We start from the raw sequence: 17,713 nt of genomic DNA, 5'->3' as shown, positions 1-17,713 counted from the left end.
TGGTGCCTTGGACCGGACGCCCATTTGCATCGCCGCAATGGTTGGAGTGTAGCCGTTAGGCGATTTCCGAGGGACGCGTGATTCGGCCAAAGCCTGGACTCCAACACCTCGTTACGATTTTCACTTCGACTTCGATTGGAGCCGACGAACTCTCTGGTCCTGGTCGTCTCGATTCGGGCAAACTCGATACTCCCATCGCTTGATCGAGCGGATCGAGGCCGAGGGCGATCTGCAATTCTGCCAACGAAGCAAACCAGAACCGTTGAGACTCGTCTACTAGCATCATCCGCTCGTTCGCATTCCGGATGCGAGTCCATTGATCGTCAAACGAGTCAGGTGGCGCACCTCTTCCGCTTCGTCACTCGTATCGTCTACATCAAATTGCTTCGCACGGCGGATCAGCTCAACTTGTATCATGTTCAATGGATCGATGTAGCGATTGCGAACTCGAATCGACTCCTTCAACCACGGTGTTCCATCGAGCAAATCCTTACTCTGCGTCAACGCCAACACGGCATCCCGTGAACGAACGTACTCATCAAAAATCATCGACGAGATATTTTGAAGCCCCTCGGTATCATTCGCCAAACTGGCATATTGTTTGGCGATTTCCAAATCGGTCTTGGCAAGCGCTAGTTCCGCATTGTCAATCGTTGCTCGAAAAAAGGGCCACTCGCTATACATTTCCTGAAGTGTCGCTTTCATGGTCGGGTCTTCAAGCAACGCTAACATCGCGGAACCTAAACCGTACCAAGCGGGAATCAACAATCGGCATTGGGTCCATGAAAAGACCCAAGGAATCGCCCGCAGATCACTCAAACGATTGCCGCCACGTCGCCGCGAAGGACGCGAACCGATCGGCAATTGTTCAATCCCCGACACAGGCGTTGCTCGCCGGAAAAAGTCGACAAACTCCGGCTGTTCCACCAATTCACGATACTTCTCAAATGATGCCTTGGTTAACGCTTCCATCGTTTCGTTGTACGCCGAGCGTTCTTCGGAAACCGGACGTCCGCTGGCCATCAAGGCAGACCATAACACTTGTTCCAAGTGACGGTGCGCAATCGCTGGATCATCGTACCGATCCGCCAATACCTCGCCCTGTTCGGTCAAGCGAAGGGCCCCGTGGAACGTGCCGCCCGGCAGCGACAAGATACTGCGTGCCGTCGGTCCACCGCCGCGTCCGAGGGATCCGCCGCGACCATGGAAGAAAGTCAACTCGACGTTCTCGGTTTTGGCGACCGATGTCAATTTTTGCTGAGCCTTCTGCAGAGACCAACACGCGGACAAGTATCCGCCATCCTTGGTGCTATCCGAATAACCCAGCATCACCGTTTGGCGATTTCCCTGCTGCTTGACGACTTCACGGTAGGCCGGCACACGAAACAATCCCGTCAAAATGTCTGGCCCATGTTCCAAGTCATCGATCGTTTCGAACAGAGGTACGATCGGCAATACATACGCACCGGTTTCTCGGTCCGACGCCGAAGACGTTTGTTTCCACAACCACAGCACGGTCAAAATGTCACTCGGCACGCGAGTCATACTCACGACATGACCTCCGAGCGCATCGTGCCCATGTACCTTGCTAACTCGGTGTAGCAAATCAAACAAATCCAAGGTATCGCAAGCAAGCTCCGAAAGGCTCTTTCGATCAAACACGCATTTCTGATCGAGCGTATCGACTAACAATTTTTGACGCCCCGCCTCATCGAGCGTTTCGGGTGAGTCGCACAACTTTGCCGATCTGAGCAGCTCGTTGAGCACTTCACTGTAAGGACGCGAATCTTGACGCACATCCAGTTTGGCAAGATGAAAGCCGAATGCTTCGATACGGTCGTGCCAAACTTGAACCTCTTCGGAGACAAAAACGCCACTCGGGCAATGTCGAATCGCGTCGAGCAAAATATCCAAATCGAGTTGCAGTTCGGCAGGCGATTCATAGGCCCCACCACCCGACAAGTTCTCTCGCTCATCCGCTGGTAACACGCTCTCTTCGACCAGCGAAATCGCTTGCGTTTGCTCGAGGCGATAGCGGATGATCAATAGCCAGCGACGGCATAGTTCATTGGGCGGCAGTTCTGAAATTCGCTTCGTTAGAAACGGCCATCGCTGAGTCGCACTGGCAATGGCTGCAAATAACGATGACGAAAACTGAACTTGTCGCTGGGACAGGCTTAGCGAATCGAACAATTGGCGACACGTTTGCAGATGAAACTCGATCGCAGCATGACGTAGCCACGAAAACGTTTCTTGGGTCACTTTTGCGGTCACACCCGGATGCCCGTCGCGGTCGCCACCGATCCAAGACCCAAACGTCAAACAGGGTTGATCGAGCTTGACGTTGTCCGCGAAACTAAAGGCAAGCGCTTTGCGAAACTCGTGAAAGATCTTTGGCACCTGTTGCCATAGAACCGGTTTGAATGATAAGCCTCGCCCAACTTCTTGCATTACCGACGGACGCCATGGACGAATAAAATCGGTCTGCCAAAGCTTTGCGATCTCGCCTCGCAATTGTCTCTCGGTTTGCAATTTCTCAGGCGGCAGTTGAGCGTTATCGTACTCGCCCAACAATTCACGCATCCGCCGCAATTTGTCGCGAATGCTTCTGCGTTTCGCTTCCGTCGGGTGAGCGGTAAAAACCAATTCCACTTTCAAATGGTCGACCAGCGATTGCATTCGGTCTGGTGTCGTCCCAGCCGCTTTTAGCTGTAGCACCGCCTGGCGGATCGTCTCGCTCTGAGGATCCGGGTACGTGTCTCGAACGCGTTGGCGGAGCACTCGGACTCGCTGCCGATCTTCACAAAGATTTAACAGATCGAGAAACACGCTAAACCCGCGAATGATGACCCGAAGCATGTCATTATCGAGCGAAGCGATCGCATCGGCCATCCATTGTTCGGCGTCTGATCCACCGCTGCGTCGATTCCACGATAAGCGTCGTAGCTTTTCAAGTTCCTCGAGCGCCTTATCGCCCGCAATTTGGCGAATCGTTTCACCTAACATCGTACCGAGAAACGAAATCTCGTTCCTCAATTTATCCTCGTGTTTTACAATCATTCTTCAAAAAGCAATCGGTTGAAAGGTTCTAGGCGTCAAGTGAGTGGAGGAGGAATTTGCGATATTGGTTTGATCATTGTACGCCCTGAGCAACCCAGGACGACAATTATCACGCATCAAGCGGCGGCGGATGGCCCATCGATAAGGAGTGATGGCGTTTTAGCTTTGATCAGCCGTGACGGCGATATCGGACCACCATCGGCGAGCGTCCTCGGATGACCAGCCGCCGTGGTCGCGGCAGTGGCTAAGTGCGGTCGCCAATTCATCGATCGAAGCGGGGCGTTTCTGGGCATCTTTGGCTAAACATTGCATCAAGATATCTTGCAAATCGTCGGGGATTTCCAATTGAATCCGTTCGGAGGGACGCAGCGGCAATTCGTTGAGTTGTTTCAAACAGATGTCCACACTCGGACCGCTGTCAAAAATGGGAACCCCCGTAAGCAATAGATAGCCCACCGCGGCCACCGAGTACAGGTCGCTACGAGCATCGGCTGTCGATGCATCACGCACCGATTCGGGGGACATGTACATTGGCGTGCCAGTGATCGAATCGATTTGTGTCAATTCCACGTTGTCTCTTGACGTCTCTTTGACCAATCCAAAATCGAGCATTTTCACGAAGTCGTAAACCCCCGCCTGCGCGGTCAAAAAAATGTTGGCGGGCTTGATATCACGATGGACGATACCACACGCGTGGGCTTCACGAAGCGATCCACACACTTGCAACATTAGATAGACGACTCGATCAGCACTTTGGCGACCGTAGTGGTCGACCAATTCTTGCAATGTGATCCCTTTCAGATACTCCATGACATAAAAGAATGTGCCTTCCTCGGTTCGTCCATAATCATAAATGGCAATCGTGTTGGGATGCCGAAGTTTCGCTGTCAATTGAACTTCACGCTCGAATCGAGCCGCACCAATCGAGGTCAATTGGTCGGCTTCTAATACCTTGATGGCAACGTCTCGCTTGATTAGCTCATGGCTACCGGTGTAAACCGATCCCATCGCTCCACTTCCGATCAAACGCTTTAGCCGGTAGCGTCCCAATTGACGAACCGAATCCTTTTCTCCCTGGGGTGATGACATCAATTGCGGAAACACGACAATGGTTGACAATGTCGCAGCGGTAACCGCTAGTAGGCCTACGATTGTGCCAACGATCCGCCGCATCCAAATGAGTGGCTTGTAGACATCGACATATTCGATCTCGGTCGCGACTCCAAAGCCCCACTCTCTCATCCACTTCCATGCTCCAACGACCCAAACGCCTCGAAAATCACGATAGCCCGCTACGTTATTCCCCGTCGCACCGCGAGTCGCATGATCAGCCATTTTGGTGAGTGGACACGATGTCAGCGGCGGCAACGGAGCTTCGGACTTGCGAAGTTCCCTACCAGGATCGACGATGCGAACCTGCAAGATCGGTGTTGACGAAGGATCCGATCCCATCAATCCCAGCTCGCGAAGTTGGGGCTCATATCGGCTTCGGCTTAGCATGAACCCCCTACGATCAAACGAGTAGGTTTCGCTCTGACACAAATGGCTTGTTGAATCGTGCGCTTCATTAGCCATTTCCATGCACCCCAATCCCTCGGCGAATTCATCGGCGAATTCCCCAGCGGGCCATTCCATCAAAGCCAAACTGCCGTAGACACGTGACGACTCATAAATCGGAACGAGCAAAGCCACGATTGGGGTGTAAAACATCCCCAGCTCTTCATTCGAATTTGAATCGGTCTTTGGCTGGAATGGCCGAGTGAACGTGACTTTTCGTTCGATCACTCGCCTCAGGGACTCATCGGGGAGTTGGAATGGAAGACCTTGTAAACTTTGATCACTACAAACGACCAATCGACCTCCCATATCAAAAAGTCCCCATCGAACGATCGAAAAATGCGTTTCGTTTTGTTTGACGGCGTTGGCGATTCGATCGCGGAGCAGATGAAAGTCCGTGTCATCCTTTAGAGCGGAGTCCGACAATGCCGTCGATCGGCCATAGCGGGAAAGCAGCGTTACGGCGAGAGAGCGAAGTTGCGGATCGCGCAGAAGTTCCCCACCCTTGCTTTCTCGCTCGTAAAGGTAGGCTTGGTGGGCTCGAATGTTTGCGTCAAGAATGGTCTCAAGGGTGGAGCGAGCCATTTGCTGCATCGATCGCTGAACGGCAAAGTACAACCCTAATAGCACAATCGTCGCGGCTAAGCAGAAAGTCCACAGCACCACCAGTTGCCGAGATCGCGATCGCTTCGGCGACCAATCACCAATCGTTTCAAGGGCGAGATTAAACATTGGGTTGGCTCATCGTTTGCCAAACGTCTTTTGCAGCCGCAATGTCTTTTTTGCTTGCGACGCTATTACCATAAACGACACGATTGTAACCATCGACCACCTGAAGTGCAGCCGTAGCGATGCGCGGGTTCTGGGCCGCCATCCGCTTCAAAAACTCGTTCGGTGTTTCATCTTTTCTGCGATCGACGTTTTGCTCACGAGCCCAAGCTTCCAGAGCTTGAAAGGTGATGACAATCACTTTCCGTGGATCGTTCTCCCTTCCAATCGGATTTCGAAACGAAGAAAATGGTCGCGGCGGCACGACGCAATCCAATGGTTTTGCGGCCTCCCCCAAATTATCATCCTCTGCGGTCGAACGGTTCCACAGCGAATACCACCATTGCATGATCGCATCCCGATTGAGCCAAAGAAAAGCAGCGACGATGGTAGCAAGCCCCAGTATTAACAGAAAACGTAAAAGTGACCCGAGTAGCGCGATCGCTGTCCCAATCGACTTCATCCAATTCGACGATGACTCTTTATCAGGCGGCTGCTCTTCCCCAAACCTCGGCTCAGGCTGCCCCGCTTGCCCAGACGGTTGATTTCCTTCGTCTTTCGTGTCGCTGGCTTGCTGTTGATCCGACGGCTTTTTCGTATCCGATGGCTTATTCGTATCAGACGGATTTGACTGATCGGATGGATTTGACTGATTTGATTTTGACTTTTCTCCCTCGCCCGCTTTACCGGCCTGCTCCTGCTCGGACGATTGTGGCTTTCCACCGTCGCTTGGTTTCCCCGCTTGTTTTTGATCGGACGGATTGGACGAATCCGATTTGGGTTTGCCACCCTCACTCGGTTTGCCAGATTGGCTTTGATCGGAAGCTTCTGTTTTTCCGTTACCAGCTGGTTCGCGGGAGTCCGATGATTGTTTTTTTTCAGACGCGTTGGACTTCCCAGAAGAATCGGGTATTGGCTTTGCTTTTCCACCACTACCGACTCCCTCCTGCTCCTCTCCCTCTCTCCCCGACTCCCCTTCTCCCTCTCTCCCCGACTCCCCTTCTCCCCGACTCCCCTTCTTGCTCCTTTCTGCTGCCTCGTCGCCCCAGCCAAATGGGTTCGATTCAAAATCGGTATCTGGTTTCAAGAACTCAGGCATTTTCATCGAGAGGAGGGCTTGTCCTGGAAGAGGTGCGAAGTAGGAAAGCCCAAGAATCAATGCGATCAATATCAAACCACCCACCAACCATGCGACCGAGACGTTATTGGGCATCTCGGCGTCTCGTTGTCTCAAGTACCGACGCAGCCCGAGAAAGCTGGTCGCCACCAACAACGATAGACTGGCAAACAAGTAGACCGCCAACAACCACAACGAACGGGCATGAGTGGCTGGATCACTCGGTATCAAGAACTGCCCAAAGCCGAATAGCGGAACGGCGGCGAGCGCTAAGAACATCACCGTTCTGCCCGGCTGATGTGTCTTCTTTTGCGCCATATTCCGTTTGGCGGTGTTCGGTGTTGCCAAGGGTGACCCTTTTTTGTCGCCGCTAGCGATCGATTGTCGATGTTCTTGTATTTTGGCTCGTGCAAACAAGCGGCCACTGTCGACCAACCCTTGACCGCTGGCGTCAACCGATTCATCAATCAGCGTGCAATCGTGAACGATGCGATCGGCTAGATAGCCGATCAAGGAGAGGATAAACAAGCTAAAGACAGGCGATTGAACCAAACGCCACATGGCGAAGAAGCTGACCGCACCGAGAACGAACAGATACCCAAGTGCGTAGCTGCGGTTATTCTCGATTGCAATGCGAGCGGTAGCGACCGCGCCCATGGTGAACATCAAAAGAGTCCAAGCGGTGCGCTCGGGATAGCTGCCATGATAGAGGATTAGCATTAAGAAGTTTGCCAAACTGCTAATCATTAAAAAGATCAACAGTGGCGATACCGCGATCGCCGCATAATCCGAAACCGTCTTGCGTGCAGTCGTTGCTGTAATCGGCGGTTACTCTTCAACTTGTTCTGGATGCGATTTTTTCCAATGCTTGATCGCCGGCCCGATGGCGTTCATTGGAACCCACTTGCCGCGAGTCTTCGAGCTTTGCAACAATGTCTCGGGTGATATCTTACCCTGATCGATCCGCATCAATAGATCACTCTCTGAAATCGGACCGACCTTTCGGGTCTTCCGAATCCAGCTCGTTGTCATGTAGTACCATGAAGCGCCCATGGCTTACCTCGTTTTACGGGTCTTGCGAATCATATCGTAAGCGTCCTGAGAAAACAGCCCAACGTTAGTATAACCCGTTTTGATTGCGGCGTGTTGGCAATTGCCAGTCAGCGTTCATTGTAGCGTGATCCAGCCACAATCGCGTCCCCTGGCCACAAGGGAAGTTTCGCGACACTTAAAGCCAAGATAACGGACTCTGCGATTCCATTCAAGCGATTTGGCAAGAAATCCTTGCTGGCGGAGGCATCGGAATCGAATGCATGCTTGTCGCACAGCATTCGGTTGTCCAATAAACCGCCAGTCCGCAGGGCCGCGTGGTTTAGCTATTCATTGCCGTCACTATCAGAAATCCGAGCATCCCAAAACGCTCGGGCGGAGCGAATGTAAGGCACGTGTTTGGCCAGCTCCTGAGGCGGTAATTTCATCAAAATGGCCTCGTACTCGGACAACCAATCACGAAAATACTTTGCGGCTTGGCTTGTTTTCCTCGGCTTTCCATCAAATTCGATAAACCAAGGTGCACTCAATGCCGCGCGGTAATGATCTTCGTAAAGCGTGACAACGCGGTACACCACCCAACTACTTTCGGTCAGTTCCAAGGGCGGGATAATGCCGCCCGCTTTAGCAAATTCATCGAGCCGAGCGCTGTAATGAATTTGGTTATTGCAAACGACATCGAGATAATCGACAGGGTCACGCGTCGACAACTGAAGCTCTGGTTGTAAACGGACCGCATCGCCTGAACGTGCTGAGAAAACATGACCAGGAACTTGGCCTTCTAAGCGAGGCTTCAACATGGGGCCGTTCGTCACAACACTCTTTCCTTTCCAAGCCGCATCCCACCAACTCTCCGCGGTTTCCATTCTCGTTGCCAGGCCATTTTCTTCGGATGCTTGGTAGGTGTAGGTAGTGTCTTCGTTGTTGACGTAGAGCCGGTTGTAGCCGACGCAGGTCGCTTTTCCCTGATTGCCGCTGCCGGCTAAGGGCACCAAGCGAATTCCAGCTTCCAGCAATTTGAAATAGATCTGCGTTGCAAAACGTCCCAATTCCGCTGGATCCTTCGTCCGCGGTTCCTCCGGATTGCGTCCCTCTTCTACCGAGATCCGCTTTCGATCCGGCTGCAGCCAATCACCCAGTAAAAAAATCCCATCAATCCGTTCACTGGCGATCCAAACCGGCAACGGCCAAGCAAAAGGGTTCTCGATGGCAACGCGAACGCGTTCGCTCTGACGAGGCAAATTGGCTAGTCGCGAGGACGCGAGCCCCTCCATTTTCACAAGCCCCTCCGTTTCCGCGGGCCCCTCCGTTTTCACAAGCTCCTCCGTTTTCACAAGCTCGTTGGTTTCCGAGAGCCCGTAGTACAACAGACCTTGATCGTAAACAACATCGTCTCGAATCCATGTTGGCGAATGCTCGATCTCCTCCCTTCGATCGCGTCCAGGAATCGGCTTGGCCTCTTGTCTCCCAATCACGGCCGCAACATGCAAATCTTCCGATGCCATCCTCAGAGGCAAACTGTTGGGCGATGGCAATACACAGGCATCCCCACTTACCCATCCATCCTCGATCATTTCAATCATTCGAGGTAGTACGACATGGTGGTCGTCAAAACTCTCGCGTTCCAATTCAAAATTTCCTCGAATAACTCGGTACTCCGGGCCGCGAGTCAATCGAAACGAGTAGATACCGTCGGGAAAAGACAATTCAAGCGAACGGTCGATAACGACGCCCACACTATTGGGACTGGTGGCCGACGGCGATACGCTCGAGGCGACAACTTTCCTCATCGGCATTAATTTTTCACCTGGCTGGCCACGAAAGATCTCCAGCCTGGCGATCGTAGGCTGGCCCGTCACCTCGTCAGAAACGGTTACGGTTAATTTCCCACCAGCGGCGTGAAGGATCGACGCCAACGACAGAACGAATAGCGATGACAGCGGGATCGTGTTCACCAAGTTCATTGATTTTTGTTCGGTATGAAGGAATCGAAGAGGAAGACGGTCGACCAAAATCGCGAGGGTGTCCAAAATCGGTCCAGTGATCTTCCGCGAGAGCCGGGGCACAACAAATTAGCTAGAAAAAGATTGGTCATGAATGATTCGTTTCGCACGCATCAAAATTTCTACCACAAAAAACGATCGACGATCATGGAAAACTCTGTTCGGCCCTATCCTTCGAGCAAAATGATTCATGCTTCAACCATTTTCATTGAGGGTGCGGTATGCGGAATAACGTGACGGTGGCCTCCAGCCCCAGTTCTGCGGCTGGGAAGCCACAGCCACAAAAAAACGTAACTCGAAAGCTATATTTTGACAAAGCTCTAGCAAAGAAACTGTCAAAAAACATGCGATTGGGAAAGGGTAGGAAACATCAAGAAAAAATCTTCCGCAACTTCCTTTTCACCCACAAATTCTTCTGAAGAGCCACAATTTTATAACGGGTCAAGCAATCAGCCTTGAACTTGCAAACTCCATCGATATCGGAGAAGTGGCACGTCCCAAATCCTGCAAGCTGCAAGGCAAACAGGGTGCTGAGTGCTTGACGAAAAGATCGAAAGTGTAGACAAAAGGCGTGTCATCGTTCTGGCTTTGCCTTTGCCGCAGAGCATGACCGGCTCGAAGCCAATCCTACAACTATCACTCGACCGTTATGAACTCATCCGAATCGATTCCCTTTGCCGATCGTCTTGCCGACGCCGTTCGCCGCACCCATTCGGTCACTTGCGTTGGACTTGACCCGAGGCTCGACCAGTTGCCTGAGTCGCTACAGAAACTTGCCGATAGTGGAGCTGCTGACGCTCAAGCGGCGGCCTATAGCCAGTTTTGCTGCGAGATCATTGACGTCGTCAAGGATCGTGTTGCCTGTGTCAAGCCTCAAGCGGCTTTCTTCGAGCAGCTCGGGCCTGCTGGGATGGTGGCCCTTGGCGAAGTTTTTCGTTACGCGTCGGCTGCGGGACTGTTGGTGATTGGCGACGCAAAACGAAACGATATCGGCAGCACCGCGACCGCTTACGCTCAGGCCTATCTAGGAGCGGGAGAGACCAGTCCATGGGGTTGCGATTCATTGACGGTGAGTCCTTATCTAGGACGGGATAGCTTGGAACCGTTTGTCGAGGTTTGCGACCGCCGTGCAGCCGGCATTTTTGTGCTGGTCAAGACATCCAACCCTGGCGGTGGGTTGTTGCAAGACCGTGCTACCGATGGGCAAACCGTTTACGAACGAGTCGCCCAATTGGTTACCGAATTGAACCAGGATCGAATTGGGCAGAGCGGCTATGGGCCAGTTGGAGCGGTTGTCGGGGCCACTTACCCCGAACAATTAGCAGCAATGCGGAAGGCGATGCCGCATAGTTGGATCCTGATTCCTGGCTTTGGAGCCCAAGGGGGAAGTGCCAAAGATGTGCTGGCGGGGTTCGATAGCGACGGCAGCGGTGCGATCGTGAACAACTCCAGGAACCTCATTTTCGCCCACCGACGAGCACCATATGCCGAAAAATACGGTGATCGTCGCTGGCAAGACGCCGTTTCCGAGGCGACCGACGAAATGAACGAAGTGCTCCGCCAACGTTTTTCTCGGTAGGACTTTCCCAAACTTGACAGATTCGTTAAGATTCTCCCCTTCCGCAGGCCCGATAAGTACGGCAAGGGCAGCAGACAGTTGATTTCAAAGCAACACAACACGTTAAGATTTACTTTTCAATACAACGAGCCAATCGGATAATTCAATGGGCACGAAGGTAAAAACACACAAGGGAACGAAAAAACGCTTCCGCTTGTCGGCTACAGGTAAAGCAATGCACCGTCAAAGCGGCACGAGCCACTTGGCAAAAGGATTGAGCAAGAAACGCCGCCGTAATTTGCGTGGCACGACCGCTCTGCACGAGTCCATGGAATCCACCATCCAAGCAGCTCTGAACGGCTACAGTAACTAAGCGCTAACAAAAAACGTAACGGAGGTCGTCAAGACTTCTGCGACAACACGAGATTGAACGAAACCAATCGGCTGGGCAGAAACATCAGCGAAACGATCGCTGGGGCCTGAACCGAGGGACCACACAGATGATTCTGTTGGTCCGCCTCTTTTAGAAAAAGAAAGTATTCAGCTATGCGTACCACCAAAGGATCTGCACGTCGGCAGTCCAAAAAGCGTCTATTTAAGCGAGCCAAAGGTTTTCGAGGAGGCCGCAGTAAGCTGACGCGGACCGTCAAGGAAACGTTGCTGCGTAGTGGCGTGTATGCGTTTCGCGACCGTCGCGTTCGCAAACGCGATTTCCGCCGACTTTGGATCGTGCGCCTCAACGCGGCTGCTCGCGAACACGGCATTCGCTACAGCGAGTTCATCTTCGGACTCAAGAAAGCCAACATCGAAATGGACCGAAAAACGCTATCCGAAATGGCGATCCATGACAAAGACGGCTTTAAGCAAGTGTGTGAAAAAGTTAAAGAAGTTCTTGCGGCCTAATCGATTCCATGTCGCTATCGAATTTTCTATCGACACTTGACGATCTTCAGCAACAAGCTTTAGACGCGTTCGAGACAGCGAACGATGCAGACTCACTCGAGGAGGCTCGCGTTCGCTACTTGGGGGCGAAAAAAGGTGCGCTCAAGGATGTTCAAAAGCAAATGGGCGCAATCGATCCGAGCGATCGAAAAACCGCTGGGATGCGATTGAACGAGTTCAAGACAAAGGTCCAAGCATCGTTTGATGAATCGAAGGCACGTTTAGGTGGCGGCGACCAATCTTCGCTTGCCCCGACGTTCGACCCAACCTTGCCTGGTATCCGGCCGCAACTCGGTCACGTCCATCCAATCACCCAAACGATCAACCATTTGATGGAGATCATGGGGCGGATGGGATTCGAGGCTGCCGAAGGCCCTGAAGTCGAGGACCCGTGGCACAACTTCGTTGCGTTGAACATCCCAGAAGACCATCCCGCACGCGATCCGCTTGACAATTTTTACCTGGCGACCGCCAAAACGACGTCTGAGAAGACAACTTCGGATCGCAACGTCGAAGGCGAACAATTGCTGCGAAGCCAAACCAGCACGGTGCAAATCCGTGTGATGGAGCATCAATCGCCACCGATCCGCGTCATCTCACTCGGTCGCGTCTATCGGCCCGACGATCCCGACGCAACGCATTTCCCCATGTTCCACCAAATGGAGGGGTTGTACGTTGATGAGCATGTGACGATGGCCAATCTAAAAACCGTTTTGCGAGTTTTCGCGACGAACTATCTCGGTGGTGATGTCCAAATTCGCTTCCGCCCTTCATTCTTTCCGTTTACCGAGCCAAGCGTCGAAGTCGACTTCCTTTGGAACGGGACTTGGATTGAATTTGGTGGCGCCGGAATGGTTGACCCCGCGGTCTTTGAATCGGTCGGCTACGACCCCGAAAAGGTCAGCGGTTTTGCATTCGGACTGGGCGTCGAACGGCTTTGCATGAGACGCCACGGGATCACCGACATCCGTGATCTGTACAGCTGCGACATGCGGTTTCTAAGCCAGTTTTAAAGTAGCTGTGTCTCTCCGAGACACAAAATCCCAGCATCTTTTAGAGACCAAGAGACAAAAACTCACGCGTCTCGGAGAGACGCGGCTACTTTATAAACTGATGGCCTCGTCGGGGGCCGTGCTCGGTCAGCGTTAGGATTTCGGGCCCTTTGTCGGTCATCAAAATGGTGTGCTCGAACTGGGCAGATGGTTTCCCATCCTTGGTGCGGACCGTCCATCCATCTTTCTTATCGCAACGTGTGTAACGCGATCCGGCATTGATCATCGGTTCAACGGTAAAACACATGCCGGGATACAACCGATCTTTGCGAGATTCCCGGTTCGGAAAATGGGGGATCGATGGGTCAAGATGGAATTGGCGTCCCAGGCCGTGACCGACATATTCACGAACCACCGTGAACCCGCGTCGATCCGCTTCAGGCACAATCACCTCTCCGATGGTCGACACGGGGCACCCCGGCTGGAGTGCGTCGATCGCCATATAGAGACAATCGAATGCGGCCTGTGTCACGGCCCGCCTTTCGTCTGAAACGTCGCCAATCAGGAAGGTTTCACTTTGATCGCCATGCCAGCCATCGACGATCGTGGTAATGTCGACATTGATGATGTCGCCATCCTGAAGCTCGTAGCCATCTGGAATGCCGTGACAGATCACGTCATTGACGCTCGTGCAACAACTCTTCGTGTAATTCTGGTAGCCCAATGTAGCCGCTTTGTGCCCATGATCGTTGGTCCATTGAACGACGAGGTCATCGATCTGTTGAGTCTTGATACCGGCAACAATGTGAGGCCGCAAAAAATCCATCAACCGCGCGTTCACCCGTCCTGCACGTCGCATCGAATCCTGCTGCCCTTCGGTCAGGATTAATTTCTTCTGCTTCTTTAACATCAAGATTTCTCAGTGGTTGTTTCTTCTTTGATCGACAAGCCGTTTACAAGATCCACGCCCGCCTACCCAGAGATCATAACAAACCACGCCAACCTCCAAAAGTGTTTTGATCAAAAATGCCAACTATTGGTTTAGTCCGTACAAAACCATGTTGGCAACAATCTTCGCCGCATCTTCCGTCGAATAGCCTGGGCATTGCACCGAATTTGGACTTTCCAACGCACAGCTAACGTCGAGCGGCGAAAAGAAGACGGCTGCCATATTATCGACGACGGCGTACTCGATCTCCGGGACACTGCTGCGGGTCTGGATGACTTGGCTGCGTCCACGATCATTGGGGGTTCGAATCATAACGGATTGAATGTCGAAACCACCATAGGCCGCCGGTGTGAATGCGGGGTGCGACGGATCCATTCGCTGGAGTGGCGAATCAGGTAGAACAAGGCTCATCTCGCGGCGAAACGATTCACTGAACGCGTCGCTGCCGCAAATCGAGGTCGCGAAGACCATGCCTTGGTTTTCGATGTATTCCCGTAGCGCATTCCGTTCGGAATCGGTCAATTGAAAAGCGGTCCGTCCATGCAGCCAAAGAATTGGCACATTGCTTAACGTGTTCGCATCGAGACCCACCGGCTCCTTCGCAGCCGAGAGATCGATTTTCAGTTTTTGCCGAATCAGCTCCGTTGCGTTGGGAATCGCTCGACGCGCTTCTTCACCCCCCGCCCCGAGCGACAACATCGCGATTTCGATCGTCGTACGGTTCGGCTCGGGGGGGTCGCCTCCGTCGATCACCATCCGCTCTTCCAATTTGTCGGTTAACTCACGGCCCGTTGCATAAGCGATCACGTTTTCACCAATCCGTAAAGCAAGATCGATCTGGCTTCGTACGTTATCGTTTACGGTTTTCGAACCATGGATCGAATCGCTCAATTCCCAACGGCATGACAAACTATTGGGAACATAGAACACAGCCGTGCGACAGCAAGCCTGCACTCCATAAACCCAAAAATCTTTGTCGATATTCGTTATCGCCGATGGTGGCACCTCACGTTCAGCGAACCATACGGGGTGCGTTGGTGGTAACCGGTCCAAACGCGAACCCTCGAACCATTTCGCACACAGTTCGTTCACACTCGCTTCGAACGCGGACGCATCTCCGCATCCGTCGCCGCCATCGGCTTCAAAAAAAATGGTGCCACCTTGTTCGATGTAGGTGCCCAACACCTCGATCAACGAATTGGGGAAACGCAATGTTTCGCGGCCGCGGATGATCAGAACAGGTGTTTGCAGCAGGGACTCGAGGCTGACGATTTGCCCGTCTGCGTCTTCCGCGCGAATCGTTTGCCATGTCAAATCACGCCCCCAATCTCGCTCGACTTGGCGAACCAATTGCTTCAGTCCTGCGGGGTGTGAGTTCCAAGCGTCGGCTCGGTCGCTCTTGTATTGCAATTGTCCTGCGACGACTTGGCGTTTTCCCTTGCTTAGAAAGAGCAGAGCGAATGATGTGGCGATGTCGCGATTGTTTTCCATCGGTGCCGCACCCGACCAAAATCCTTGGAAGGGATCGTGCAGTTCGAGTAACTGTTCGGCTCCTTCACGATACCAATCGTGGCCGCCAATAAACCGTCTCCCCGACAAACGACCGACTCTCTCGAGCGCGTAAAGGTAGTAATAGAATGTCATCGAATCGCCGCCCGGATTGACTTCAACCGAAAAATGGTCGCCCATCCATGTCAATGCCGATTCGACCGGATCGTCACCTTCGCCACGATTGCCACAACACTCGATACGCCCACCTTGGATTCGTGAACTGGTCCCCGAAACGCCACCGCGAGAAATGATGATCGATGCGATTCCAGCACTCGTCATGCTTCCCGTCGTCGGTTGACTGCTGCCGTATGCCCATCCACCATCATCGCGTTGGTGGACGATCCAGTATTCCAGTGCGCGCTCAAAGACTTCGGCATCGACTTCGATCCCACGATCCTTTGCGGCCCCGAGTGCCAACAATGCAAATTGGGAATTGGAAGGATCTCCGCTACCGATCCGCTGACCATAGCTCCAACCACCAACGCGACGGCGACCATCCCCCTCTTTATTTTGTTTTTGCACCAGCCACAATACATTTCGCCGAATTCGCGGCAAATCAGCCGTCGCCCCCAATTGGCAATAGACCAGCGTTTGCAGCGACACCGAATAGGTCTCGTTCGGCTCAAAGGAACGCAGGTACTTCATCGCCTTGGAGATCGCTGGATCGTCACGAGAAACACCTGCATTGAGCAGCGATAACGTACACAACGCCGATAATCCACACGATTGGCCGCCGTACTCGTTCCATCCACCACGGTCGGTTTGCGACTTGCGAAGGTAGGCGACTCCGCGATCAATCGCCCGTTGCACGCTAGCCGGATCGACCGTTACCGCACGTCCTTGAGCACAAACAGGCGGATTAAACAGATTAGGTAAAACAAGGACGAGCAAACCGCATACAAAATGGGCTATCCGCCATCTGCGTCCTCCCGCAACTCTGGCCAGACGTTTAAGATCTTTACGTTGCATCGTTATTTGACTCATCGTATTTTGCTCCGGCACCTGTTTGCTCCGGCACCTGTTTGCTTCGGCACCCGTTATGCTTCGGCACCCGTTTGCTTCGGCACCTGTTTTGCTTCGGCACCAGCGCGGACACTATTAATAAACTATTATCCATGAACAATCCTCCCCCACCACCAACACCGAATCAGCCGGCACGCAATCTTGGTGACGTCCTTCGCGAATTCGCGGGGCATCAACAGACAATGCGAGCCGAATTGGCAAAGGTTATTGTTGGACAAACCGAAACGATCGAGCAATTATTGGTTGCGATTTTCACGCGTGGCCATTGCTTGCTTGAGGGCGTACCCGGTTTGGCAAAAACGTTGATGGTCAGCACCTTGGCGGAAATTCTTGACGTTTCGTTCAAGCGGATCCAGTTTACACCGGATTTGATGCCTTCGGATATCACTGGGACCCAAGTTTTAGAGGAAGACGATGCGGGAAAGCGAAGTTTCCGTTTTGTGGAAGGCCCCATCTTTACAAATATTCTGCTCGCGGACGAGATCAACCGTACGCCCCCTAAGACGCAAGCCGCACTGCTCGAAGCGATGCAGGAACGGCAGGTGACGATCGGCAACTTGACGTACACGCTTCCGCCACCGTTCTTTACCATCGCCACGCAGAACCCGATTGAACAAGAGGGAACTTATCCGCTACCCGAGGCTCAACTTGACCGCTTCATGTTCAACATTAAAGTCGGCTACCCGTCGGCAAGCGAAGAGGAACAAATTTTGACCTCCACGACGCGAGGTGAAGCGACGTCGGTGAATAAGGTCTTGTCGTCGCGAGCGATTTTGAATGTCCAAAAATTGGTTTCAAGTATCGCGGTCAATCCCTTGGTCATCCGTTACGCATCGCAGCTCGTTCGCGCGACTCGGCCTAAAGATGAAACGGCCCCCGATTACGTTCGCGAGTTGGTCGATTGGGGAGCCGGGCCGCGAGCGGGCCAGAACCTGATCAACGGAGCCAAAGCGGTTGCTGCGATGGATGGTCGGTTTAGCGTCGATCCAAGCGACATTCGGCGAATCGCTAAACCGATCCTACGGCACCGCATTGCAACCAACTTCCAAGCGCAAGCCGAAGGGATGGATACCGACGCGATCATCGATCGCTTGATGAAGGATGTCGCGGCTCCGGAACCAGAAAAGATGCAGAAAAAGTAAG

14 protein-coding genes are annotated in these 17,713 nt (G+C 52.9%); 5 read left to right on the top strand and 9 right to left on the bottom strand.

Going from position 1 to position 17,713, the window contains the following annotated elements:
• Window positions 1-55: 55 nt before the first annotated feature.
• The 7 genes from Q31b_RS09825 to Q31b_RS09800 all read right to left on the bottom strand — a co-directional run bounded on the left by Q31b_RS09825 (window position 56) and on the right by Q31b_RS09800 (window position 9,516).
• Window positions 56-286, bottom strand: coding sequence for a hypothetical protein (locus tag Q31b_RS09825; protein WP_146599527.1), 231 nt, complete (start codon window positions 284-286; stop codon window positions 56-58).
• Window positions 283-3,060, bottom strand: coding sequence for a phosphoenolpyruvate carboxylase (gene ppc, locus Q31b_RS09820; RefSeq protein WP_146599526.1), 2,778 nt, complete (start codon window positions 3,058-3,060; stop codon window positions 283-285). Before ppc ends, Q31b_RS09825 begins: the two co-directional genes overlap by 4 nt.
• 159 nt (window positions 3,061-3,219) lie before the next feature.
• Window positions 3,220-5,349: a serine/threonine-protein kinase gene (locus Q31b_RS09815; RefSeq protein ID WP_146599525.1), complete on the bottom strand. Its 2,130-nt coding sequence runs from the start codon at window positions 5,347-5,349 to the stop codon at window positions 3,220-3,222.
• The gene (locus tag Q31b_RS09810; RefSeq protein ID WP_146599524.1) at window positions 5,342-7,249 is read right to left on the bottom strand and encodes a DUF4129 domain-containing protein; all 1,908 of its coding nucleotides are present in this window, start codon (window positions 7,247-7,249) and stop codon (window positions 5,342-5,344) included. The genes Q31b_RS09815 and Q31b_RS09810 overlap by 8 nt, the downstream gene beginning before the upstream one ends.
• 81 nt (window positions 7,250-7,330) lie before the next feature.
• The gene (locus tag Q31b_RS09805) at window positions 7,331-7,555 is read right to left on the bottom strand and encodes a DUF4339 domain-containing protein (RefSeq protein WP_197171296.1); all 225 of its coding nucleotides are present in this window, start codon (window positions 7,553-7,555) and stop codon (window positions 7,331-7,333) included.
• Between the two features lie 107 nt (window positions 7,556-7,662).
• Window positions 7,663-7,833, bottom strand: coding sequence for a hypothetical protein (locus Q31b_RS28105; RefSeq protein WP_197171294.1), 171 nt, complete (start codon window positions 7,831-7,833; stop codon window positions 7,663-7,665).
• Window positions 7,834-7,878: 45 nt separating this feature from the next.
• Window positions 7,879-9,516, bottom strand: a complete 1,638-nt coding sequence (locus Q31b_RS09800) for a hypothetical protein (RefSeq protein ID WP_146599523.1) — start codon at window positions 9,514-9,516, stop codon at window positions 7,879-7,881.
• Between the two features lie 706 nt (window positions 9,517-10,222).
• Between Q31b_RS09800 and pyrF the strand changes: the two genes are divergently transcribed.
• The 4 genes from pyrF (at window position 10,223) to pheS (ending at window position 13,068) form a co-directional block, all read left to right on the top strand.
• The gene (gene pyrF, locus Q31b_RS09795; protein WP_146599963.1) at window positions 10,223-11,134 is read left to right on the top strand and encodes an orotidine-5'-phosphate decarboxylase; all 912 of its coding nucleotides are present in this window, start codon (window positions 10,223-10,225) and stop codon (window positions 11,132-11,134) included.
• A 145-nt stretch (window positions 11,135-11,279) separates the two neighbouring features.
• Complete coding sequence (gene rpmI / locus Q31b_RS09790; RefSeq protein WP_146599522.1) at window positions 11,280-11,486, top strand: 50S ribosomal protein L35; 207 nt, start codon at window positions 11,280-11,282, stop codon at window positions 11,484-11,486.
• Window positions 11,487-11,659: 173 nt separating this feature from the next.
• Window positions 11,660-12,016: a 50S ribosomal protein L20 gene (rplT, locus tag Q31b_RS09785; RefSeq protein ID WP_146599521.1), complete on the top strand. Its 357-nt coding sequence runs from the start codon at window positions 11,660-11,662 to the stop codon at window positions 12,014-12,016.
• Window positions 12,017-12,024: 8 nt separating this feature from the next.
• On the top strand, window positions 12,025-13,068 hold the full coding sequence (gene pheS / locus Q31b_RS09780; protein WP_146599520.1) for a phenylalanine--tRNA ligase subunit alpha: 1,044 nt from the start codon (window positions 12,025-12,027) through the stop codon (window positions 13,066-13,068).
• A gap of 85 nt (window positions 13,069-13,153) precedes the next feature.
• On the opposite strand, the gene map is transcribed toward pheS, so the two are convergent.
• Together map and Q31b_RS09770 are read right to left on the bottom strand one after the other, a co-directional pair.
• Entirely contained in the window at window positions 13,154-13,957 is an 804-nt protein-coding gene (gene map / locus Q31b_RS09775) for a type I methionyl aminopeptidase (protein ID WP_146599519.1), read from the bottom strand.
• A 123-nt stretch (window positions 13,958-14,080) separates the two neighbouring features.
• Window positions 14,081-16,516, bottom strand: a complete 2,436-nt coding sequence (locus Q31b_RS09770; RefSeq protein WP_146599518.1) for a DUF4159 domain-containing protein — start codon at window positions 16,514-16,516, stop codon at window positions 14,081-14,083.
• Between the two features lie 146 nt (window positions 16,517-16,662).
• Between Q31b_RS09770 and Q31b_RS09765 the strand changes: the two genes are divergently transcribed.
• Entirely contained in the window at window positions 16,663-17,712 is a 1,050-nt protein-coding gene (locus tag Q31b_RS09765) for an AAA family ATPase (protein WP_146599517.1), read from the top strand.
• The last annotated feature ends 1 nt before the right edge of the window (window position 17,713 follow it).

It is taken from the genome of Novipirellula aureliae (assembly GCF_007860185.1).
Lineage (GTDB): Bacteria > Planctomycetota > Planctomycetia > Pirellulales > Pirellulaceae > Novipirellula_A > Novipirellula_A aureliae.
The sequence above is the reverse complement of the archived record's forward strand: the minus strand, read 5'-3'. Positions and strand labels throughout refer to the sequence as shown.

What these genes read in the sequence shown, in the direction of transcription:
- Q31b_RS09800 (WP_146599523.1), bottom strand. Translation starts at nt 9,516, where the DNA reads ATGAACTTGGTGAACACGATCCCGCTGTCATCGCTATTCGTTCTGTCG.
- map (WP_146599519.1), bottom strand. Translation starts at nt 13,957, where the DNA reads ATGTTAAAGAAGCAGAAGAAATTAATCCTGACCGAAGGGCAGCAGGAT.
- Q31b_RS09770 (WP_146599518.1), bottom strand. Translation starts at nt 16,516, where the DNA reads ATGCAACGTAAAGATCTTAAACGTCTGGCCAGAGTTGCGGGAGGACGC.
- Q31b_RS09805 (WP_197171296.1), bottom strand. Translation starts at nt 7,555, where the DNA reads ATGGGCGCTTCATGGTACTACATGACAACGAGCTGGATTCGGAAGACC.
- rpmI (WP_146599522.1), top strand. Translation starts at nt 11,280, where the DNA reads ATGGGCACGAAGGTAAAAACACACAAGGGAACGAAAAAACGCTTCCGC.
- Q31b_RS28105 (WP_197171294.1), bottom strand. Translation starts at nt 7,833, where the DNA reads ATGCTGTGCGACAAGCATGCATTCGATTCCGATGCCTCCGCCAGCAAG.
- rplT (WP_146599521.1), top strand. Translation starts at nt 11,660, where the DNA reads ATGCGTACCACCAAAGGATCTGCACGTCGGCAGTCCAAAAAGCGTCTA.
- ppc (WP_146599526.1), bottom strand. Translation starts at nt 3,060, where the DNA reads ATGATTGTAAAACACGAGGATAAATTGAGGAACGAGATTTCGTTTCTC.
- Q31b_RS09815 (WP_146599525.1), bottom strand. Translation starts at nt 5,349, where the DNA reads ATGTTTAATCTCGCCCTTGAAACGATTGGTGATTGGTCGCCGAAGCGA.
- Q31b_RS09810 (WP_146599524.1), bottom strand. Translation starts at nt 7,249, where the DNA reads ATGATTAGCAGTTTGGCAAACTTCTTAATGCTAATCCTCTATCATGGC.
- pheS (WP_146599520.1), top strand. Translation starts at nt 12,025, where the DNA reads ATGTCGCTATCGAATTTTCTATCGACACTTGACGATCTTCAGCAACAA.
- Q31b_RS09825 (WP_146599527.1), bottom strand. Translation starts at nt 286, where the DNA reads ATGATGCTAGTAGACGAGTCTCAACGGTTCTGGTTTGCTTCGTTGGCA.
- Q31b_RS09765 (WP_146599517.1), top strand. Translation starts at nt 16,663, where the DNA reads ATGAACAATCCTCCCCCACCACCAACACCGAATCAGCCGGCACGCAAT.